Genomic DNA, 21,041 nt, shown 5'->3' on the forward strand with positions numbered 1-21,041 from the left:
AACTCCTACACTTACAGGGGCATCTACCGCGATAATATCGGCAGATTGTCATGCAGAATAAACGTACCGGGTCTTTGATGAATTTAAGCGGTATCTCCCTACTGGCCAGAATAACGATCGCCCTTCTCACCGGATTCGTTCTGGCGACCGGCATCGCCCATGCCGACAGCATCCAGCGCATTGTCCATCCCGATGGCCGGGTAGAATTCACCAACGTGAAAAGCCCGAGCCAGCCCCGGGCTTCAACCCGTAACGAAACCGTGTACCGCTACACCGATGAGCACGGTGTGGTCGCGTACAGCAGCCAACGGCCCAGCACAGAAGACGTCGAGGTTATCCGGTTTCACTGCTACGCCTGCGACCCGGGTTCCAAAGTGGACTGGCACAAAACCCCTCTGTTCGTGAGTCCGTTCCGGGATGAAATCCTGACAGCCGCTCAGGAGTTCGATGTCGACCCGGCTCTGGTTCGGGCGGTCATTCATGCCGAATCTGCGTTCAACCCGAAGGCCGTGTCGCCGGTCGGTGCCCAGGGCCTGATGCAGTTGATGCCCGGCACCGCAGATGAACTGGGCGTGAGAGACCCATTTGCCATTGAAGACAATATACGTGGTGGGGTCGATTACCTTGCCCGCATGCTCAAACGCTTCAATGGCGATGTCCGGCTGGCAACCGCCGCTTACAACGCCGGCCCTGGCGCCGTCGGGCGCTTCAATGGCATCCCACCCTACGCGGAAACCAAGGCCTACGTCGAACGGGTCGGCATTCTGCACCAACGCTACGCCAGCAACTGATGGGCACGATTATCAAGCGCCCTGAAATCAAGGGCGATATCGTGCATGTGGCAAGCGACCCCCATGGCAACATCCTGGTGATCGATGACCGCAAGCACCGGATTCTGAGCTTTGATTCGGTGTTTGAGCAAAGCAAGATCTTGCGCGCATCCCCCAACGTGCCAGTGCATGAATACAACCGCGCCATGCTGCTGCCAATCGCTTTCGCCTCACCCGGCAGGGTAACGGTGCTGGGCCTGGGTGGTGGCGTACTGGCCCATGGTCTGTTCACGCTGCTTCCGGACAGCATCATTGATGTGTATGAACTTCGGCGAAAGGTTGCGGAAATCGCAAAGGACTGGTTTGCACTACCCGAATCAGAACGGCTAAGGGTGCATATTGCCGACGCCCGCCTGGCCGTCGACCAGCTACCCGAAGCCAGCACCGATATGATCCTGACGGACCTGTACAGTGCTGACCGTATGAGCCCGGCGCAAAGCCAGCGGCAGTTTATCAAAGCCTGCAGCCGGGCATTATCCTCTACCGGCTGGCTGGTTCTTAACTACCACCGAATGCCGGAACCAGATGGCAATCTGCTGCGGGAACTCAAGCGCCAGTTCCCGTTACTTCTGGTGTTCAAGAGCCGGACCAACAATTGGGTGATCTACGGGCGCAAACAGGACTTTGACCCCTGGTCCATCGACAAATCCCGGCTGAACGCCCTGGAAGAGCGCCTGCCCATTGGCTGGCGGAAACTGATCAAGAAGCTGAGCCGGCTGGTGCCGGCCGTTACCCCAAGCGAGCCATGAAGCTCTCCCGTATTATCAGCAACCAGAACGGTGTCAGTCGTCGCCATGCAAGACAGCTTCTGGCTTCTGGCCGGGTGAGCGTGGACGGCCAGAGGTGTCAGGACGGCGCAGAGGAGGTTTCCCGGTTTCAGGAAGTCAGAATTGACCAGAACATCATCCAGCAAGCCGAACCCGCTTATTACCTGATGCTCCACAAACCCGCCGGCTACCTGAGCGCCACTCAGGATGACCAACACCCGACCGTCATGGAACTGATTGCGCCGGAAATACGGGAGCACTTGCACATCGGCGGCCGCCTGGACCGGGCCAGCACCGGGCTTCTTATTCTGAGCAGTGACGGGCTATGGTCCCGCCGGCTCACCGAGCCTGCCATCAAACTACCGAAAACCTACCGGGTCACAACCGCGTCACCCATCAGCCCTGAAACGGCCACGCGCTTTGCCGAGGGCATCTGGTTTGAATACGAACAGCTGACAACGTCCCCTGCCCGGTTGGAGCAACTGAATGACCGCGAGGCTCGGGTAACCATCTTTGAGGGGCGGTATCACCAGGTAAAGCGCATGTTCCACGCGGTCGGCAATCGGATCACATCACTGCACAGGGAAAGCATGGGCAGCCTGGTACTGGACCCGGAACTTCCTGTTGGTGGGTATCGTCACCTCAGCGGCGACGAAATCAGCTCCGTCGGCTGACGGAGCTGATCAAAACATCAGGCGCGGCTGAGGAACTTACGCTCTTCCACGTTCACCTTGATGCGATCACCGGTAGAGATGTGCTCAGGCACCTGAACCACCAGGCCGGTGGTCAGGCGGGCTGGCTTGGTGCGAGCCGTTGCCGAACCGCCCTTGATAGACGGGTCGGTTTCTTCAATGGTGAGCTCAACGGTCGGCGGCAGATCAATGGCCACCGGCGTTTCACTGACCAGAATCGCCATCACGCCCTGGGTATCCTCGGTGATGAACAACAGCTCGTCTTCAATGGCGCTTTTGTTCAGCATGTACTGGGTGAAGTCTTCGTTATCCATGAACACGTACTCGTCGCCATCGGCGTAGGAGAACATGACCGGACGACGCACCAAATCCGCCAGATTCAGCATGTCAGAGTCTTTAAAGGTCTCATCCAGCTTCTGGTTAGTCACTACATCGTACATGCGCATGCGGTACAAGCTGCCGCCAGCACGGCCCTGAGGTACCGAGCGCTCGATATCCTTCACAAAATAGACGCGTCCGTCGTATTCAACGGCCTGGTTCTTCTTGATCTCACTCGCTTTAGGCATAACATCCGATTCCGATAAAAAGGGTTTTCTGTGGCGCTGATATACCATGACTGGAATCAATAAGCGATAGTCTCTCAGCCATTTGCTTTTGAAAGCGCGTCTCGCGTTCTCAGCCGCCCTTCCCGGCGAATTTCGGCTTTCTCGTAACGACGAATCTGGTCTTTCGTTTCCGGAATCACCGGTGGCACCTCAACAGGCCGATCGTTCTTGTCCAGGGCCACAAAGGTGAAAAATGCGGAAAGGATGTGGCGGGTCTCACCGGTATAGCTGTTCTCGGCCTCTACACGGGCACCAATCTCCATCGACGAGCCCCAGCTGCGGTTCAGAGACAGATTGAATAGCAGTGTGTCATTCCCCTTGGCAGGGGCCCGGAAGTGGATGGAATCCACCGCAGCAGTCACGCAAACATGGGCCGAATGGCGCTCTGCCACCACCAGAGCCAGGCGATCACACTTGGCCATGATCATGCCGCCAAACACTGTATTGTGTGAGTTCATATCGTTGGGGAAAACCTTGTACACATGCTTGTCGATGGCGGATGCCGCCACCGGCTTACCCGGCTTTTCAGACATTTCACTCGCCCCCTCTCGTGTTTACCCACAAACTCTGCGAAACCTCTTCTGGCCTGGCTGTTCAGAATCAAACCTGCCAGCCAGTTCCAGAAAGAGGTGGGCTCGGGTTAACCCATCAGATCAAAGTGAGCAGCGTCCTGTTCGATGCAACGGTCCAGCAGCGCCAGGTAATCGCCTTTCACCTTCAGCTTGGTTTGCTTATGCGCATTCAGGTTGAGCTGCTTCATCTGAGTTGCAACCGCTACCGCTCGCTCCATCAGCTGCTCAGGAGCCACCGCCTCATCCAGGAAACCAGCCGCAACGGCGCCTTCCGGGTTAAAAATCTCGGCATTCACCACCGAACGGTAGAAATACGGCGCCGGCATACGGTGGCGGGCAATCTCGATACCAGCGTGGTGCATGGTCATACCGATAGCCACTTCGTTCAGGCCCAGCTTGAAACCGCCCTCTACGCCAATGCGGTAATCCACAGACAACAGGATAAACGCACCCTTGGCGATGGCATGGCCACTGCAAGCACCAATCACCGGGAGCGGGAACGCCGCCAGGCGACGGGTCAGGGTTGAGCCCACCTTAACCAGCGCCATTGCTTCTTTCGGGCCTTTCTGCATTTCTTTAAGGTCGTAGCCGCCGGAGAACATACCCGGCTGGCCAGTCAGAATCACAATGGCCTTGTCTTGCTCGGCCTGGTCCAGAGCGGCATTCAGCCCGGCAAACACGTCGTGGCTCAAGGCATTGGCTTTGCCGTTGTTCAGGCTGATGGTGGCAATGCCGTCGTTCAGTTCGTAGCTTACGAGTTCAGTCACCTGTGCATCCTCATCTACTGCGTTTTATTAAAGTGAGTGTTTGTTAACATCAGAATCCCAAGATTGTGGGCGATCTGGGGCATCAGGTAAAGCCCTGATCATCGCCATGCCACCGCCGCGCACCAACGGTCATGGCCGAACAATACCGCCCTGGGGCACCAGGCAATTCATCATCGAGATAGAGACATCCCGGAACATCGCCTCGGAGGTCACCCGGTCCGGGAAGTTGTCGTACACAGCCCGGCGACAGGTGGACGTTCGGGATTGCGCACGCTTCTCGCAATCGTTAACTGCGTCACTGCCGGCAGGCTGCCCTATCGCCTGCGCGCAAACCTCCGGAATCTGGGTAATTGCCCAGTCCACCACGTCACTGCTTTTGGCAGGGTTAGCCTGAAGATTGGCAAAGCGGGCGGGATCGGTCGGATCAGAGGATTCCTGAGTCTGGCCCCAGAACACGTAGACGAGGGCAACAGACACCATGGCAACCGTAACAATGGGGAACTTCATTAACGCTTTCCGTTTATGCGGCGACAACGCCGGGTGATAGACATGCAGGCAGCCTACCCCAAGCGGCTTCGTCATGCATCACCCAAGGTTACGCACAGAATCTGTGGATAACTTTGTGCGTAGCGCAAGGATAGCCGGCCTGAGCCCAATAGAACCGGGGGTTCAAGCAATATGGCCGCAAAATGACCGGGTCATAATTTATCCACCGAAGAGTAGCTTCCCTCCAGACGCCAATGCCCTATACTGCGACATATCCCATACTCTCAAATCCACCCACCGAAGACTCCACCCCGAGTAGCCAAGCCTGGAGGTACGGTCGTGAAAAACAAACCTGAAGAACTGGCCGCCGACAGCTCGGTCTACAAAACCCTGCTGGAGTCTACCAGGGCCATTCCCTGGAAGATCGACTGGAAAACCATGAAGTTTGCCTATATCGGTCCCCAGATCGAGGCTCTGCTGGGCTGGACACCGCAAAGCTGGCAGAGCGTAGAAGATTGGGCCACCCGCATGCACCCGGACGACCAGGGCTGGGTCGTGGATTTCTGTGTCGCTCAATCCAAGTCAGGCATTGATCACGAAGCTGACTATCGGGCACTGCACAAAGATGGTCACTACGTCTGGATTCGGGATGTGGTGCATGTTTCCCGCGATGAGAATGGAGAGGTCGAAGCGTTGATCGGTTTCATGTTCGACATCAGCGAGCGCAAGAAAACCGAAGAAAAAGTCGTGGCCTTGCAAAAAAAGCTCGAGGAATATTCATTCCAGGACGGCCTCACCGGCGTAGCGAATCGCCGAATGTTTGATTCATTCATGGACGAGGCCTGGCATAGTGCCCTGAGAAATCATCAACCTCTCTCGGTGCTGCTTTTGGATATCGATAACTTCAAGCAATACAACGATCTTCATGGTCACTTGCAAGGGGATGAGTGCCTTAAACGTATAGCCAAAGTGCTCATGGGTGCTGCAACGCGTTCTAAGGACTTTGTTGCCCGTTTTGGTGGCGAGGAGTTTGTCATCGTTCTGCCGGAAACCAATCCTGCGGCAGCACTGAAAGTTGCCGAGCGGTGCCACCAACATCTCCTGCGAGAACAGATTGCCCATGGGAACAATAGCGCAAGCCAGCTGGTCACGCTAAGCATCGGCGTCGGCACAATCACACCGGCCCGAAATGATTCACTCAATGACTTTCTGGAGCTTGTGGATCAGCGCCTGTACGAGGCGAAACACCAAGGCAGGAACCGCATCGTGGCAGCCTGAAGCCACCACTCCACCGAAAAGTCATGTAAGCCATGACGACACAACGTATTTTCCGACAGGGAATCGTTACAAAAAAATCCCGGTTCAACGTTTACAAATTCCAAGTCCAACACAACACTTGCCACTGAAGTCGTCAACCAGCAGCTGTAATCTGGTTGTTTTTTTGTACGGAAAGCCATGCATCCACGGTCACCTTGCTTCGATATCTGGCCGTATGCTGAGGAACTGAACGACAAGGTTGTCTTGCCGCAGGGAAACGTCCAGCGGCACCGGTTGTATTGTCTGCATCGCCCGCCCGGCAAGGGGCCCACCCACCAGGATGCACAATCAACCGAAAGGACACATCATGCCCAATCAACTGTGGTTAAGGATTGAACCCGAAAAGGCCATCAACAGCGCAGACGCAGAATCTCTACAGGTCCGTGTCAGCTACGAGATCTCGATCCAGACCGAAGACAAGCAGAATGATAGTCATCCTGCCAGCGACATTATCAGACTCGATCGCCATGCCAGTGCAGAAAGCAAACTCGAACCCGTCCTCCTGAGCAAGCCCATCCACGCGCGACTGGAAAGCCGACAGGGCCAGGAGCTGGCAGACCTGGGCGAGATTGATACCGGGCCCGGCAAGAAAGGGGAGCCCGTCACCCTCGTCATTCCTGCAGAGTCCCTGAAGCATGCCCTTGAGCGCAACAACCCGGAGCAGCAACCGGTGCTGGAACGATCCGGCCGTTTTGTCACGCTTGGCCAGGTCGACCGCAGGTTCGATGACTATTCACTGAGTGTCGATCTGATCGATACCGAGGCAAAACATCAGGCGATTTCCAGTCTGCTGGCACAAAACGCTGACAACGGCACCAACGCACGTTCAGCCGAAGTGGCTCTGGATACCCATACGGCCGGCCATCTCGGGGCATTGTCACTGACAGGCGCAGACCTCAAATTCGATGGCAGTTTTCATGTAAAGCGTCCCTTCAACGCCGGTACTGAAGCCAATGGCTGGATCTGGGTGTTGAACGGACCAAAGTTGATTGTCGGTTACCAGTCCGACGGCTCCGTTTATACCCCATTGCGGGACCTCCGCATCATGCTGCCCTGGCAAGATCCGGTGAGCGATGGCGAGGAACAGGTTAACGGATCGTGCTGCAATAATGGTCATCCGCCCCTGAACATGGACGAAGACAGTCTGCTGAACGATCCGGACCTGTTCAGCGACGACCCCGGCTCATTTTGTCGGCCTTTCAGCAACCCGGCCCGCATTCTGGGCGAACGCCGTTTCCAGACCGTCTTCCGGGTGGAGCAGCCTGAGATCGAATCCACCTCCAACACAAAACCGGATTACCGGGGATTGATCGCACCCAGGGATGCCAATGAGTTCCGAATGATGTCCACCGCCATGGTGGCCAGCGAACAACCGGACAGTGAGGCCGCCGGCGTTAGCCGGGCCAGGTTCTCCATTGACACTGCCAGCCTGCAGCGTTTTCTGCCCAAAAACCCCGGCGTATTCATGCCGCCCATTAAAGCCATTGATTTCCTGCCACTGCCCAAACTCCCCTGGCTGAACAAGCGGCAACCTGTGAGCGCCCGAAACCCCATCGACTGGGACGGCGACACCACCAAATATCAGGCTCTTTCCGTGGCGGGTGGCCACATCATGGAATGGCGGGTGCAGTGGCGATCCAACGGCTATTCCCTGGGCGATGTGGCGCATACCCTTACCCTGGCACCACGGCAAACCCGCCGGATTGTAAAACTGGATTGGCGACGCCGCGAAGCGAGCATCCGGCGCGAGACCAGCCAGTTTGCGGAAGAGGTTTCCCAAAGCACATTCAGCGACCGGGATTACCACAACGCCGTTCGGTCCAACCTGAACGAATGGAGCAAGGGCGGCAGCAGTTCCAAAACCACCGGTGTGGCAGGTGGCATCGGGTTTGCGCTCGGCCCGGTGGTGATTGGTGGTGGTGCCGCCCACGGCCGGGCCAGTTCCAGCAGCTGGCAACAGGGTGGCCGCAGCGTGTCCGCGGCAGAGGAACAAAGCCTGAGAGACGCCATCCGCCAGTTCGGTGATTCCTTGCGCCAATACGAATCCACAGTGGTGAACGAAGTCAGCCAGGACGAATCGATTGAAGGCGTTTCGGAGGTGGTCCGCAACCCCAACTACTGCCACTCCCTGACCGTCATCTACCATGAGATTCTCCGACATATCCGCGTAGACACTGTGCTCGCCGGCGTGCGCGAATGCCTGTTTGTGCCCTTCGCGATTCGGCCGTTTACCTTTTCCCGCGTGATTCGCTGGCGCGATGTGTTCGAGCGCTACCTGCAAAAGCGCGACCTGCGTTGGGCCTTGAAATACACCGAAGACATTCAGAACCACTGGCAGGGCTCCGATGTTCCAGCCGGCCCCCGCAAGGCCCAACCTCTGGAAAGCCTGACGGGAACCATTTACATCAAACTGGGCATTGAGCGCCCGCGAGACGAGGTGGTATCGGATCAGATCGACGACCAGCTAAGCGAAGAAGGTGCCGTCGGCGAGAAAATCACCACGCGGGTGTGGCAGGCCTACGCCAACATCCTTCCCATACCGGTGGGCCAGATTGTGGCCCGTATCCGCGGCTTCTCTGCCGCCCAGCGGGATGCCTATTTTCAGCGGGAAATCGCACCGGCGATGGCACGGCGATGGGTTGACCGACTGCGCCTGGACAGCCAGAACGGCGAACTCGAAGGCACCGATTTCACCCTGGTGGGCGAATACCGGTTCAACCGCACGGTGCGAGTTGATTTCAACGTGCCATCGGAGGCCCTGGCCGGGAACAAACGGGAGGACATCGCCAAGCTGATTCTGTCCGCCACCGAGCACCTACCCAAAGGTTCCGTGGCAAACGTGACCAGTGCGAACATTCATTTTCACACCAGCCATTACGAGCGGCGTGTCAGCTCACCACGGGGTACGGATGACCTGATCTCCCCTCCCGCCTGGGATGACAACGAAACCGATCGCCCGGCCCCGAGCGAGAGCGCCACGCTGTCTTTCCGGCCGTCTAACTGGGAAGAGCAGAATATGCGGCTGGAAGCCGAGAAAGCGAACCGCAAGTTACTGGAACACATTAACGACAACCTGCACTACTACCATAAGGTGATCTGGTGGACCATGGACAGGGACGAGCTGTACATGCTCCTGGACGGCTTCGCCATATCCCCCAGCGATGGTCGCTCGATCGCCTCCGTGGTTGAACGTGAACCCATTGCCATCATGGGCAACACACTGGTGTTCAAGGTGGCTGCTGGCGCGTTCCTGGGCATCAACGGCCATGAAAGCTATGAAGATGCCTTCCGCTACTACAAGGGCGAAGGCGCGCCGGCGATGCCCATGCGAATCAGCCTGCCCACCGATGGCCTGTACGCGCAGGCCATCATGGACGAGTGCAACGCCTGTGAAGAGCATGAAGGCTCAACCGACTGGGTGCTGAAAGATGAAGACCCGGCCCTGGCCGACTTCCCGGGCAACTTCTTTGATTCTCGCCGCAGCCAACCGCAAGACATGACCCCCACCAACATGCCGGATTCCATCATTAACCTGCAGAATGCGCCTGCCGCACCAGCCCCTCAGGGATTTGGCGACATTCTTGGAGCCGTGGCAAACAGCAACGCCTTCCGCGACATGGCTGGCCTTGAGGGCACCCAGAAGAACGCTTTGGGTGCGCTGAATTCGGCGGCCAACCTGGCCGGTCAGTTCGGCGGCTTTGCATTACAGACCCGACTGGCGGAACTGCAGGCAGAAAAGGACGCAGGCGCAAACTTTGACAAGAAACGCGCCGCCATAGACCGCGCCGTTGAAAAGGGTTCCATGTCAAAACAGGATGGCGAAGCGGCTTTGCGCAAACAGGCAGAGCAAATGGGGCAAAAAGCCGCCGATGGCGTCTCTGACCGCGCCAAATCCATTGTTGAGCAATTCGGTAAAGATCGGGATGTGTCGGTCACCGAGCAAGACGCTGGGGGCATTCGCACAGTGAGTGTGGGCAACGGTTTGCAGCTCGCATCGTTCCGGCCAGATGCTGACGTTGAAGCCCTCGAACGGTCTCTGGCGAATCAAAAGATTATTGAGCGCTATAACCGCGGCACCGCCTGGAAACGGGACATTGTTGCCAACGCGGAAGCGGAGGAAACTGCCTGGACCAACGACGACGGGACCAAAAAGCAAGAAGGTACTGAATTGGCGAAGCTCCAGGATTACTTCGGAGCTATTGGCCAGTGGGCCGTGGATCAGTTCGCGGAGGACTCGCGAGACAATGAAGCCGCCTGGAGTGCCGCGTTTATTTCCTACGTCGTCAAGAACGCCGGCGTAAAGCCCAGCCATGGGTTCAGTCCCAGCATCCGGCACATGACCTACATTGTAGAGGCACTGGTGAACCGAAAGAACCGGGATCTGGACAGGCCGTTCTGGCTTTACAAAGCAGAAGACCTGTCACCTCAGGTCGGCGACATCCTCTGCAAGCCCTGGAACGAGACCCCTTGCGCCAATCTCACATTGGCCGGGCTGGAGAGCCAGTTCATCGAAAAGAAAGCCAGCGGCGAATACGCTATCAAAGGAACGCCAACCGGGCATTCCCACACCGATGTGGTCATCCGGCGTTTCTCCGATGACGGGACCGATTACATCGAAACCCTTGGTGGCAACACCCGTGATCTGTCTGGCGTAGCTCACACCGTTGGCCGCCGACGTTGGCGCCTCAGTGCGAATGGCCGGGTAGACGCGTGTGTCGATCGCAATAACGAGGTAATCGAAGACTGCCCGCCATTTGCGTTCATCCGGATTGTACACCCGACAACGCAGCAACTGCTCGACGCAGCCGCCGATGAGGAGGGAGGAGTCAGTGTCTAATTCCGTGTAACACCGGGATACGCCTTCCTCGCCTCTGGCCGCCGGAGGCTTGCGAAGGCGTCAATTTCCCACGGCCGCATGGCCATCAGCAAGCTGACTCCGAAACGCTGTTCTAATGGCAGAGCCAGGTCTTCCTCATGGCAATGACGAAACTCAAGGGCCAGGCGTTTCAGTTTCTGTTGCACGGATTCGTTCGATTGGGGCGACAGCATACCGCTTACAAAAAGCCGCATCTCACCCGGCTGGTGGAATCGACATTTCAGGAAATCCTGCTGAACTTCCGTTTCAAAAAACCGCTGGATTGGCCCCCGGGGTTGCCAGGCGAAGTCGTGGCTGACCAGTAATTTGATTCGGTTACCGGGCAACAACTCCACCAGTCCCATGCGATCAAGCCGGGCCAGATAGCGGATTAACTCCGGCTCCTCTATCTGATAGTTCTGGAGTATCTCGCCAAACTGCCAGCGGTTCATGGCACACACCGCCACCAGCAACAGGCGCAGGTCAGACACCAGCTCCCGTTCCTGTTCTTCGCTCAGCTGTTCAACCCGGGGCTCGGGGGCCAGCTTGCGAACCAGATCGGTGATCTCCATCCCCATCAGTCCACATACCTGGTCCAGGCGCTTCAAGGAGAACTGACGATCTGAAAACAACCGTTTCACACTGGCCTCTGACAACGCCAGCGCCTGTGCCACATCCTGGTAGGTCAGCCCGTGTGCCCTGAGTTGGCGTTTCAATTCACTGACAATCGCGCTGGTTTGCGCCATAACCGTCCCCTTTCTTACCAGCCACTCAGCCAAACGTATCAATATACGATACCCGATGTATAGGACAGTACTACCTTTATAGAAAACCTCGCCCGCCCTCCCTGGTTCACGCACAGTGGAGCCGTTCCAACAACAACGTCATCAGGAGTTAATCATGGACAGCGAACTCAAAAGCAATTCCGCCGGGTGGGTATTCTTTGTGAAGGTTTCCTTTGCTATCGCGCTTTTTGCGGCCGCCGCCGGCGTGGTGTTGGCACCGGTGGATCTGGTGCTCAAAGGCTACATGGCCATCAGCGCCCTGTTTCTTGTCAGCACCACCATCACGCTTTCAAAAACCATCCGCGACGAACACGAGCACCAGCGCATCGTCAACCGCATCTCCGAGGCACGCACCCATCAACTGCTGAAAGAATACGGGGAGTAACACCATGAGCATCTGGCGCAAACTGGACACCCTGTTCCGGGCATCGGCCCAGGAGCCGGTAGCAAAACTGGTGGATGCCAACGGTATCCGGATATTCGAACAGGAGCTGCGCGATGCAGAACAGGCCATCGCCCGCTCCAAGCGGGAACTCGCCTGCCTGATGGCGGAAAAAACCCGGCTGGCCAGGGACAACGAACACCTGAGGGCCACCATCGATAAACGGGAGCATCAGGTAACCGAAGCGCTGGAGAAGAACGAGGAAGAGCTGGCGCTGGAGCTGGCCAACCTGATCGCCGAAGATGAACCACTTCTTGAGCGCCAGCAACAGCAGCACGACAAACTGCAGCAGCAGGAAAACCGGTTGCGCAAACAGCTGCGGGACTCTGGCCGGGCGCTCAAGCATTTCCACAGTGAACTCCGGCTGGCCAGAGCCAACCGCCACGCAGAGCAGGTTAACCGCCAACTCCGCGGACACGCACGGGGGCTGAGCAGTCACATGGAAGACCTCAATCAATCCGTTTCCCGCATTCAGGCAAGACAGGCCGAAGCGGAAGATATCGAGGCGGCGTTGACAGAGCTGGACCGGGAACAGGAGGACGAAACCCTGGACTCGAAACTGAAAGCCGCCGGCATCAGCAACGGAAAGAGCAGTGGCGAACAGGTTCTCGCGAGGATTCGTTCGCGGTCCTCTGCAAACGCCAAAGGATGACCTCACCTCGCCACCGACAAGAACCCTATAAGCAGAAGCTCATCACTTCTGCTTATAGCTAACCTTCAATAAAATTCATTTGCCTCATCATTGCCCGCTTCCTAGGATGGAGACATCCAAAAACCAGAACAAGAACCTGTCTCCGGGATGAAGCGCCATGACGTTCAGATCTGTCCTAATCGCCAACCGCGGTGAAATCGCCATTCGCATTGCCCGCGCCTGCAGCGAGCTGAACATACGAACCGTCAGCGTGTTTGCTGAGGACGATTCAAACGGCCTGCATACCCGCCAGTCAGACGAATCCGTGCCCCTGAAAGGCCGTGGTGTGAAAGCCTATCTGGACATGGAACAACTGATTACCGTGGCCAAGGCCCACGAGTGCGACGCCATTCACCCCGGTTACGGATTTCTGGCGGAAAACGCCGAGTTCGCTCGCCAATGTGAGCAGGCAGGGTTGATGTTCATCGGACCGGCGCCGGATGTGCTGGAATTGTTCGGTAATAAATCCTCTGCCAGGGCCCTGGCAGAGCGCTGTCAGGTGCCCTTGGTCAACGGTATCAACAGCCCGGTTAGCCAGGAGGCGGCAGAAGCCTTTCTGGCCCAGCATGGCGCCCTGATGCTCAAGGCGGTTGCCGGTGGCGGCGGGCGCGGCATTCGCGCGGTGACCAGCAAGGGCGAGTTGGAACAAGCCTTCAGCCGCTGCCGATCTGAAGCACAAGCTGCCTTTGGCAATGGTGATCTGTATGTTGAACAACTGATTGCCCGCGCCCGCCATATTGAAATCCAGATTCTTGGGGATGGCACCGGCGCCGTCTCCCACCTGTGGGAACGGGACTGCAGCATCCAGCGGCGCAACCAGAAACTCATCGAACTGGCCCCGAGTCCGGGCCTCGACCCGGTGCTCCGGGACGAAATGATCAACTGTGCCCTGGTCATGGCAAAAGCGGTCAACTACCGAGGGCTCGGCACCTTCGAGTTTCTGGTGGACGAAGATCAACCCGGTCGGTTCTACTTCATGGAAGCCAACCCGAGGGTTCAGGTAGAGCATACCGTCACCGAGGAAGTCACCGGCATTGACCTGGTCCAGACCCAGCTGAAGCTTCTATCTGGCCAAACCTTATCTGAACTGGCCCTGGACACCCCGCCGGCCGTGCGCGGCGTGGCCATTCAGGCCCGGATCAACGCCGAAACCCTTCGTTCCGATGGCACCACCATGCCCGCAGCGGGCACGCTCACGGCCTATGAGCCGCCAACAGGGCCCGGCTTGCGGGTGGATGGTTCAGGTTATACTGGCTACGCCATCAATCCCGCCTATGACTCCCTGCTCGCGAAGCTTATCGCCCACGGCCCGGACTACCAATCGGCTCTTCGACGGCTTTATCGTGCTCTGTGTGAATTCCGACTGGACGGCGTGGCCAACAACATCGGACTGCTACAAAACCTGCTGCACCACCCGGCCGTCAAAGCCTGGCAAGTCAACACGCGATTCGTGGAAAACGAGCTTTCAGAGCTTGCCCCCTCAACGTCTGAAGGCAAGCACCCGAGGCATCACTTCGACAGAACAGAAGCGACGCACGACACAAAACTGAACACACCATCATTACCTGCCGGTGCCATCAGCATCGCAGCGCCCAGTGCAGGCACGCTCGCGAGTGTTGAGGTCCGGGAAGGCGACACCATTGCAGCGGGCCAAACCGTTGCCGTTCTCGAAGCGATGAAGATGGAATTCATCGTGCAAGCCGGGCAATCCGGTATCGTTCAAACCCTCCTCGCGGTGTCAGGCTCAACGGTAACTGAGGGTGAAGCTTTGCTGATCCTGGAACCCTCAGAGGTCAGCGATGACACCATTCAAACCGAGCAGACCATCGACCTCGATTACATCCGGGCTGATCTGGCGGAGGTCTTCCAGCGGCACGATGCGTTAACCGATGAGCATCGTCCCGACGCGGTCGCAAAGCGCCGCCGTACCAGTCAGCGAACCGCCCGGGAGAACGTCGAGGATCTGCTCGACCCAGACAGCTACAACGAATATGGGGCACTGGCGCTGGCTGCCCAACGGCGTCGCCGGTCGGTGGATACACTGATTGAACTAAGCCCCGCGGACGGGCTGATCACCGCCATCGGCACCGTCAACGCCGAGCGCTTCGGCGCTGCAGCCGCCGGTTGCGCCACAATGGCTTACGATTACACCGTGTTTGCCGGCACCCAGGGACTGGCAAACCACCGGAAAACGGACCGACTACTTGCCCTGGCAGAACAGTGGCGAATTCCGCTGGTGCTGTTTGCCGAGGGTGGCGGCGGCCGCCCATCCGATACCGACACTAACGGCGTGTCACACCTGGATTGCCAGAGCTTTGTCAGCATGGCTCGGCTCTCGGGCAAGGTGCCAACCGTCGGGATTGTTTCCGGCCGTTGCTTTGCCGGCAACGCGGCCCTGCTGGGTTGTTGCGACACCATTATCGCTACCCGGAATGCCAACCTGGGTATGGCCGGCCCGGCAATGATAGAAGGCGGCGGCCTGGGCCGATATGCCCCCGAGGAGATCGGGCCGGTCTCCGTGATGGGCCCCAATGGCGTGATTGATGTGGTGGTCGAAGACGAGGCCGAAGCTGTCGCCGTGGCCAAGCAGTATCTGTCTTATTTCCAGGGCTCCCTCGCGGAATGGACCTGCGCAGATCAGCGCAGGCTTCGCCATCTGATTCCCGAGAACCGCATGCGCGTTTACGACATCCGGGAAGTCATCCAAACGCTCGCTGATGACGACAGCGTTCTGGAGCTCCGCCGCCAATTCGCGCCCGGGTTAATTACCGCGTTCATTCGAATTGAGGGCCGCCCCATGGGCCTGATAGCCAACAACCCCATGCATCTGGGAGGCGCCGTCGATGCCGCAGCGGGCGATAAGGCAAGCCGTTTTATGGAACTCTGTAACGCTCATAACCTGCCTATTCTGTCGTTGTGTGATACCCCGGGGTTTATGGTTGGGCCAGAGGCGGAAACACAGGCCACCGTGCGTCGCGTCTCCAACATGTTCCTGGCCGCAGCCAAACTATCGGTGCCCTTCTACACCGTGGTTCTGCGCAAGGCTTACGGACTTGGCGCACAAGCCATGGCCGCCGGCAGCCTGCTGACGCCCTTTTTCACGGCCGCGTGGCCAAGCGGAGAGTTCGGCCCCATGGGGCTTGAAGGGGCGGTGCGCCTGGGGTTTGCCAAGGAGCTGGCAGCCCAACCAGATGACGCAGCTCGCAAGAAGATGTTCGATGGCCTGGTCGCCAAGGCTTACGAACAGGGCAAAGCCATCAACGTCGCCAGTTATCTGGAAATCGATGCGGTCATAGATCCCAAGGACACCCGCGCATGGCTGGCAAGAGGGATCTTAGCGGCCGGACATTGAAACTGGGAAACCCCGGAAAAGGCTGCTATTTTCTAAGTTAATCGCCTGCTTCCCGGCCCACGGTTATTCGCGGGCCGCTCCCGGAGCCTAGAAATGAAACGATACCTGACCATGCTGCTGGTATCGCTGTTTACATGGATTGAGACAGTCACCGCAGATGATACACAACACCTGAGCATAGCGGTTGGTGACTGGCCGCCGTATTTTGATCAGGAGGCACCCGATCAGGGGATTGTCGCCCAATTGCTGCGAGATGTGTTTGCCGAGGAAGGCTTTACGGTCTCCTACCACTTCCTCCCCTGGAAGCGAGCTTACTATGAAGCCGCAATGGGCAAACACGATGCCACGGCGGTATGGATGCATGCGGAGGAACGTGAGCAGGACTTCACCTTCAGCGACCCGGTCCTCAAAGAGCGGTTCGTGGTTTTTCACCTGAAAGACCAGCCGGTCAGTTGGTCCAGCGTCGAAGACCTGTCTGACCTCAGACTCGGCGGCAGTATTGGTTACAGTTAAGGTTCGGCTTTCGATCAAGCCGTAGAGGATGATCTGCTTAGTATTGAATGGGTCGCCAGTACCGTGCTGAATTTCCGCAGGCTCCTGTTCGACCGCATCGATGCGTTCCCCGAAGAGATCAACGTGGGCTATCACATTTTGCGTCGTGAACTTGACCCGGAGGAAGCCAGCCGCATTACCCACCACCCCCGCCCTCTTCTCGAGAACGAAAGTTTCGTGTTGTTTCCCAAAACACGACCAGACACCGCACAACTGACAGACCGCTTCAATGAACGACTGCAGGCGTTCCGTGATAGTGGCCGTTATAACCACTACTTCGAATCCCACAGCCAGGCTTCTGCTGGGTCAAACTGAAAATGTAAAGCCGGGGATTCCACAGTACCCGACTGGCTACACCTGCCATAACCTACCGCGCTCCAGAATTTCTCCCCCATAAGATGGAGCGTGTTCATGAAAGGGAAAATCGGGCTGATTGTTGCCCTCATGCTGACCTCAGGCTGCGCAACGGCCAACGAAGAACTCCGTATCTACACAGAACAATACCCCCCTTACAACATGACCACGAATGGTCAACCGTTTGCACACTCGGAACGGGATATCACAGGACTATGCACTGATGTCCTCAAGGCGGTACTCGAACAAAGCAGCCTGAAATACAGCATCAAGCTGAGGGACCTGAGCTACGGAATCAACCGGAGCGAACAACACCCCAATCACGGCATCTATTGCGTCTCCAAAACCGCTGACCGGGAGCCTGCGTTTGACTGGGTTGGACCATTAGCCAGTATCAAATGGACGCTCTTCGCGAAAGCCGGCACCACTATCCGACTGAGCAAACTGGAAGACGCCAAGAACTATCGCATTGGCGGTTATCGCGGCGATGTCATGACCACGTATCTTGAAGAGAAGGGCTTTAATGTGTCCGCCATCAGCACCAACGGCCTGAATGCCCGGCGCCTTGAGCAGGACCAGATCGACTTGTGGGTAGCCGATGGCCTGGCTGGCCCCTACCTTGCCGCAGATGCCTCAGATGTGACAGATCTGGAGCAGGTTCTGGTGTTCCGGGAAACCCCGATGTACCTGGCCGTGAACAAGAGCACAGACCCAGACATCCTCAAAGCCCTGAACCAGAGCTTCCAGGCACTGGTCAACTCAGGTGAAATCGAGACCATCTCCCGCGCTTACGGTTTTTGATTCTGCATCTCCCGGTGGCCCGTCTGCCACCGGGAGAGCCACCGTCAACCAGAATCAGAACCGGCTCCTCCCCCGCAGCAACACCTGTAAAGCATCAATGCTGTCGTCCCCATCCAGGGGAAACGCCAGATCAAAGTGCAACATTCTCTGTACTTCAACTCTGCTGGATGCCAACCTCAAGCCAACCCCAACATCCCTCAACACACCACCGTCCGGCCCGTTACTCTGACCGTCAGCAAACCAGGCGCGGCCAGCATCAACGAACACAACCCCGCCCATCCGAAACAACTTGAAAGGATGCCAGTCGGGGAAGTACCGGCGCTCGAGTGTCCACAAAACCCTTCGGTCCCCTTGCTGGTATTCACTGGGATAGCCACGAAGCCCGTTTTCACCTCCAATCAACAGTTGTTGGTCGGCGGTCAGGTTACGAGCAGCGGTAAACGCAAGACTCGTGTACCAGCCGGTCCAACGAACGGACCCACCGTGAAAGTACTCCAGGCTGAGGGTGCCCAGGAGATTCTCCACGCGGTCTTGATCGAGCCGATAGGTGCCGCTCTGATTCAGGCCGTAGCTGGCGTAGTTGGTTTCCGTCGCCAGCAACGAGTCCTGAAAACTCATGTTCAGGACAACCCGATCTTCCGTTGCCCCCAACCCTGAGCCTGAATAACCCAATTCCGTGCGCCACAAGAAACCATCCCGAACGTCTTCAACCCGCTGTAAACGGGTCAGGTTGGTCATCTCGCGAAAACGGTTCTGGCGGTAATCAAAACCAATCCATGGATAGCTCAGGGTTCGATCATCCGGCAACACATCCAGGGCAGGCTGATCAGGTAACGGCTGAAATCCGAACGCCTCGTAGCGATACCCCGCCAGCAGGCGGAGCTGCCGCTCGTTGCGCTCAGCCAGGCGCCATCCGCCATCAACACTGAAATACTCCCGGCTACGGCGGTAATCGGCAATGGCTTCTGCCCCCACGTAGCGGGATTCCTCCCGGACATCATCCACTCCAGCCAGGCCAAAGCGCCAGTTGGTGCGCTCGCTGAAAAATGGCCGTTCCAGATAGGCGCTCCGCCCCCTCCCATCACTGCGGTCATCGTAGGAAAAACCCGCCTGCCAGTGAGAGCCAGCGACATTGGGATCGTCCACAAACAAACTGGTTTCGGAGCGGTCCGGGTCCTTGGTGTAGGAAATTCCCAGGCTCTTGCCGGAACCCAGGAAGTTCGGATCGGAGATGCCCGCATTGGTGGTATTCTCGCCACCGGATCTGGTCAAACCCAGGGTTGGTAGTAGTGTCCAGGTATCCCGCGCCAGAACACTCACCTCCACCTCATCCCCACAAAGGCGGGTAACCCCCACCCAGGCCGCTGTCAGATATTCCCGCTGCCGCAAGACCCGCTCAGACTCTTCCAGCAACCCGGGACTGTAGATGTCGCCCTCAACAAACACCAACTGGGAACGAAGGGCCGACTCCCAAGTCGGTGTGTTGAGTGTATTGAGGGCGCGGTAAAGGAAGTTATCCTGCTTTGGGTCGCTGGTATCAAAAATGGGGCGCTGAATGATTCGAATGCTGCCAATTTTCGCACCCGGGGGAATCACGAGATTGCTCTGGCGCGCCAGCTGATCCCGTGGTTTGTCCAGATCAATCATTTCCGGCTGGATGTCACTGACAGTACACGCCTCGTCTGGCGACTCGGCCCCGAGTGCAGGACCGGCCAGAATCAGACTGGTCGCCAACAGCCCCCTCCGGCACACGATCGCTGCTTTGCTGACTGCCCGTACTGTCATATCCCGCCAATGAAACCGCCAACCTGGCGCAAATTAATAAAAGGATTCATCCGAAGCTATGACAGGATAGAACAACAATCACAAAAAGAGGCCAGACCATGATTGGTTTTCCCATCGCCCTGATCTTTGCCAACGGCTTCGAATGGTACGCCCACAAGTACATCCTGCATGGCACGCCCAGGCCTGGGCAGCCGCGCTACAGCCCAATCCCCAAATCCATGAAGAGCCACTGGCAGCACCACAAAATCGTGCGCACCACCGATTACCAGGATGATGGTTACGCGGAAGGCCTGAGCAACTGGCGCACCCGGGATGAAGTCACGTCTCTGCTCAAGCTCACAGCTATCACATCCCTGGCCATGCCGGTAGCGCCGTTTTTCACCCTGGGCACCTACTATGCTGCTGCTCGTTATTTTTACGTGCACCGGCGCTCACACCTGGAGCCTGAGTGGGGTAAAAAAGCGATTCCCTGGCACTACGACCATCACATGAACACCAACCAGGATGCCAACTGGTGCGTAACACGCCCCTGGTTCGACTACATCATGGGCACCCGGGTAATCGCCAACGAGGCCATGGCCGAGTCTAACCCGCTGGGCATTCGTTTACCCGAGATCGTTGAAAAGCCACTGAACCAAGCCTGCCGAAGGCTCTTTCCAAAGAGCTTCGAAAGGTTGAATCAAGGGCAGCTCGTTTAACTCTTTGTGGCCAATCTCCGGATATCGTCGTACTCCCGAACCTTAATTGCGGCTCGGGAGTTTTCGGCCCCGGTAAACTCGATCAGCTCATTCACCATCGCCTCGGCAACTGTCTCCGCCTCGATGGCCCGATACTTGTGCAGTGGTCCAATCAATGCGCGGTTGGCCAGCGGCATTACGGCCATCCCCAACGCTTCACCGGTACGGTGTTCCTTCCTGTCGCCCAGCAACAAGCTTGGGTGATAAATGGCAAGATAATTGAACCCAAGACCTCGCACCGCATCCTCCAGCTCGCCTTTCACGCGACTGTAGAAAACCGTGGACCGGGACGAGGCCCCTATGGCGGACATCAGGATTAATCGGTTCACGCCCGCCGCCTTGGCTAGTTTGGCCGCCCTATAGGCGTAATCGTAATCCACCTTACGGAATGCTTCTTGCGAGCCCGCCTTCTTGATCGTGGTACCCAGGCAGCAGATCAGGGCATCAACTTTGAAGATAGCAGCACGGGACTCCAGGGTCTCAAAGTCGACCACATGCTCCGCCAGCTTCGGGCTATCAATACCCAGTGAACGGCGCACCGGCACCACCACGGATGAGACACCGGTGTGCTTTAGCAACTTTTCGACCACCAGGCGCCCGGTCAGGCCTGTGGCTCCCAATACCAGAACGTTCATGACATACCCCTGAAAA

19 protein-coding genes are annotated in these 21,041 nt (G+C 57.5%); 12 read left to right on the forward strand and 7 right to left on the reverse strand.

The window, feature by feature from the left end; all coding sequences use genetic code 11:
- Positions 1-77 precede the first annotated feature (77 nt).
- Genes QUE75_RS14505 through QUE75_RS14515 form a run of 3 tightly spaced genes read left to right on the forward strand, consistent with a single transcriptional unit; the run spans position 78 to position 2,271 of the window.
- Entirely contained in the window at positions 78-791 is a 714-nt protein-coding gene (locus QUE75_RS14505; RefSeq protein WP_286255705.1) for a lytic transglycosylase domain-containing protein, read from the forward strand.
- Positions 791-1,579, forward strand: a complete 789-nt coding sequence (locus QUE75_RS14510; RefSeq protein ID WP_072676585.1) for a spermidine synthase — start codon at positions 791-793, stop codon at positions 1,577-1,579. Before QUE75_RS14505 ends, QUE75_RS14510 begins: the two co-directional genes overlap by 1 nt.
- Entirely contained in the window at positions 1,576-2,271 is a 696-nt protein-coding gene (locus QUE75_RS14515) for a pseudouridine synthase (protein ID WP_286251238.1), read from the forward strand. The genes QUE75_RS14510 and QUE75_RS14515 overlap by 4 nt, the downstream gene beginning before the upstream one ends.
- Positions 2,272-2,288: 17 nt before the next feature.
- Here the strand turns inward: QUE75_RS14515 and efpL are convergent, their stop codons facing one another.
- From efpL to QUE75_RS14535, 4 genes are all read right to left on the reverse strand, one after another.
- Complete coding sequence (gene efpL, locus QUE75_RS14520) at positions 2,289-2,855, reverse strand: elongation factor P-like protein EfpL (RefSeq protein ID WP_058092192.1); 567 nt, start codon at positions 2,853-2,855, stop codon at positions 2,289-2,291.
- A 74-nt stretch (positions 2,856-2,929) separates the two neighbouring features.
- Entirely contained in the window at positions 2,930-3,427 is a 498-nt protein-coding gene (locus QUE75_RS14525; RefSeq protein WP_072678156.1) for an acyl-CoA thioesterase, read from the reverse strand.
- A gap of 107 nt (positions 3,428-3,534) precedes the next feature.
- Positions 3,535-4,233, reverse strand: coding sequence for a crotonase/enoyl-CoA hydratase family protein (locus tag QUE75_RS14530; RefSeq protein ID WP_152438793.1), 699 nt, complete (start codon positions 4,231-4,233; stop codon positions 3,535-3,537).
- A 129-nt stretch (positions 4,234-4,362) separates the two neighbouring features.
- Positions 4,363-4,815: a hypothetical protein gene (locus tag QUE75_RS14535; RefSeq protein WP_286251246.1), complete on the reverse strand. Its 453-nt coding sequence runs from the start codon at positions 4,813-4,815 to the stop codon at positions 4,363-4,365.
- 243 nt (positions 4,816-5,058) lie between these two features.
- Between QUE75_RS14535 and QUE75_RS14540 the strand changes: the two genes are divergently transcribed.
- Together QUE75_RS14540 and QUE75_RS14545 are read left to right on the forward strand one after the other, a co-directional pair.
- Positions 5,059-5,997 (forward strand): sensor domain-containing diguanylate cyclase, encoded by a 939-nt coding sequence (locus QUE75_RS14540; RefSeq protein WP_106694903.1) that lies wholly within the window; start codon positions 5,059-5,061, stop codon positions 5,995-5,997.
- Positions 5,998-6,343: 346 nt separating this feature from the next.
- Positions 6,344-10,873: a DUF2272 domain-containing protein gene (locus QUE75_RS14545; protein ID WP_286251249.1), complete on the forward strand. Its 4,530-nt coding sequence runs from the start codon at positions 6,344-6,346 to the stop codon at positions 10,871-10,873.
- On the opposite strand, the gene QUE75_RS14550 is transcribed toward QUE75_RS14545, so the two are convergent.
- Positions 10,870-11,637, reverse strand: a complete 768-nt coding sequence (locus QUE75_RS14550; RefSeq protein ID WP_106694901.1) for a helix-turn-helix domain-containing protein — start codon at positions 11,635-11,637, stop codon at positions 10,870-10,872. The two genes, QUE75_RS14545 and QUE75_RS14550, sit on opposite strands and share 4 nt — an antisense overlap.
- Positions 11,638-11,791: 154 nt before the next feature.
- On the opposite strand from QUE75_RS14550, the gene QUE75_RS14555 reads away from it, so the two are divergent.
- The 6 genes from QUE75_RS14555 (at position 11,792) to QUE75_RS14580 (ending at position 17,868) form a co-directional block, all read left to right on the forward strand.
- Complete coding sequence (locus tag QUE75_RS14555) at positions 11,792-12,061, forward strand: YiaA/YiaB family inner membrane protein (RefSeq protein ID WP_058092198.1); 270 nt, start codon at positions 11,792-11,794, stop codon at positions 12,059-12,061.
- Between the two features lie 4 nt (positions 12,062-12,065).
- Positions 12,066-12,770 (forward strand): PspA/IM30 family protein, encoded by a 705-nt coding sequence (locus QUE75_RS14560; RefSeq protein ID WP_106694900.1) that lies wholly within the window; start codon positions 12,066-12,068, stop codon positions 12,768-12,770.
- Between the two features lie 157 nt (positions 12,771-12,927).
- Positions 12,928-16,161: a carboxyl transferase domain-containing protein gene (locus QUE75_RS14565; RefSeq protein WP_286251253.1), complete on the forward strand. Its 3,234-nt coding sequence runs from the start codon at positions 12,928-12,930 to the stop codon at positions 16,159-16,161.
- A 93-nt stretch (positions 16,162-16,254) separates the two neighbouring features.
- Positions 16,255-16,674, forward strand: coding sequence for a substrate-binding periplasmic protein (locus tag QUE75_RS14570; protein ID WP_286251255.1), 420 nt, complete (start codon positions 16,255-16,257; stop codon positions 16,672-16,674).
- 63 nt (positions 16,675-16,737) lie between these two features.
- Complete coding sequence (locus tag QUE75_RS14575; RefSeq protein WP_286251257.1) at positions 16,738-17,028, forward strand: hypothetical protein; 291 nt, start codon at positions 16,738-16,740, stop codon at positions 17,026-17,028.
- A gap of 96 nt (positions 17,029-17,124) precedes the next feature.
- Positions 17,125-17,868: a substrate-binding periplasmic protein gene (locus tag QUE75_RS14580; protein WP_106694897.1), complete on the forward strand. Its 744-nt coding sequence runs from the start codon at positions 17,125-17,127 to the stop codon at positions 17,866-17,868.
- Between the two features lie 54 nt (positions 17,869-17,922).
- Here the strand turns inward: QUE75_RS14580 and QUE75_RS14585 are convergent, their stop codons facing one another.
- Positions 17,923-19,602 (reverse strand): BamA/TamA family outer membrane protein, encoded by a 1,680-nt coding sequence (locus tag QUE75_RS14585; protein WP_286251259.1) that lies wholly within the window; start codon positions 19,600-19,602, stop codon positions 17,923-17,925.
- A 149-nt stretch (positions 19,603-19,751) separates the two neighbouring features.
- Between QUE75_RS14585 and QUE75_RS14590 the strand changes: the two genes are divergently transcribed.
- Positions 19,752-20,351 carry a sterol desaturase family protein gene (locus tag QUE75_RS14590; RefSeq protein WP_072676578.1) on the forward strand — a complete coding sequence of 200 codons (600 nt, stop codon included), beginning with the start codon at positions 19,752-19,754 and terminating at the stop codon, positions 20,349-20,351.
- On the opposite strand, the gene QUE75_RS14595 is transcribed toward QUE75_RS14590, so the two are convergent.
- The gene (locus QUE75_RS14595; RefSeq protein ID WP_286251263.1) at positions 20,348-21,025 is read right to left on the reverse strand and encodes an NAD(P)H-binding protein; all 678 of its coding nucleotides are present in this window, start codon (positions 21,023-21,025) and stop codon (positions 20,348-20,350) included. The genes QUE75_RS14590 and QUE75_RS14595 overlap by 4 nt on opposite strands.
- Positions 21,026-21,041 lie beyond the last annotated feature (16 nt).

This window comes from Marinobacter shengliensis (assembly GCF_030297115.1).
Classification (GTDB): Bacteria; Pseudomonadota; Gammaproteobacteria; order Pseudomonadales; family Oleiphilaceae; genus Marinobacter; species Marinobacter shengliensis.

Bases quoted from the DNA above. Each gene is read 5' to 3' on its own strand.
- QUE75_RS14505 (WP_286255705.1), top strand. From the start codon at position 78: ATGAATTTAAGCGGTATCTCCCTACTGGCCAGAATAACGATCGCCCTT.
- QUE75_RS14510 (WP_072676585.1), top strand. From the start codon at position 791: ATGGGCACGATTATCAAGCGCCCTGAAATCAAGGGCGATATCGTGCAT.
- QUE75_RS14515 (WP_286251238.1), top strand. From the start codon at position 1,576: ATGAAGCTCTCCCGTATTATCAGCAACCAGAACGGTGTCAGTCGTCGC.
- efpL (WP_058092192.1), bottom strand. From the start codon at position 2,855: ATGCCTAAAGCGAGTGAGATCAAGAAGAACCAGGCCGTTGAATACGAC.
- QUE75_RS14525 (WP_072678156.1), bottom strand. From the start codon at position 3,427: ATGTCTGAAAAGCCGGGTAAGCCGGTGGCGGCATCCGCCATCGACAAG.
- QUE75_RS14535 (WP_286251246.1), bottom strand. From the start codon at position 4,815: ATGACGAAGCCGCTTGGGGTAGGCTGCCTGCATGTCTATCACCCGGCG.
- QUE75_RS14545 (WP_286251249.1), top strand. From the start codon at position 6,344: ATGCCCAATCAACTGTGGTTAAGGATTGAACCCGAAAAGGCCATCAAC.
- QUE75_RS14550 (WP_106694901.1), bottom strand. From the start codon at position 11,637: ATGGCGCAAACCAGCGCGATTGTCAGTGAATTGAAACGCCAACTCAGG.
- QUE75_RS14555 (WP_058092198.1), top strand. From the start codon at position 11,792: ATGGACAGCGAACTCAAAAGCAATTCCGCCGGGTGGGTATTCTTTGTG.
- QUE75_RS14560 (WP_106694900.1), top strand. From the start codon at position 12,066: ATGAGCATCTGGCGCAAACTGGACACCCTGTTCCGGGCATCGGCCCAG.
- QUE75_RS14565 (WP_286251253.1), top strand. From the start codon at position 12,928: ATGACGTTCAGATCTGTCCTAATCGCCAACCGCGGTGAAATCGCCATT.
- QUE75_RS14570 (WP_286251255.1), top strand. From the start codon at position 16,255: ATGAAACGATACCTGACCATGCTGCTGGTATCGCTGTTTACATGGATT.
- QUE75_RS14580 (WP_106694897.1), top strand. From the start codon at position 17,125: ATGAAAGGGAAAATCGGGCTGATTGTTGCCCTCATGCTGACCTCAGGC.
- QUE75_RS14590 (WP_072676578.1), top strand. From the start codon at position 19,752: ATGATTGGTTTTCCCATCGCCCTGATCTTTGCCAACGGCTTCGAATGG.
- QUE75_RS14595 (WP_286251263.1), bottom strand. From the start codon at position 21,025: ATGAACGTTCTGGTATTGGGAGCCACAGGCCTGACCGGGCGCCTGGTG.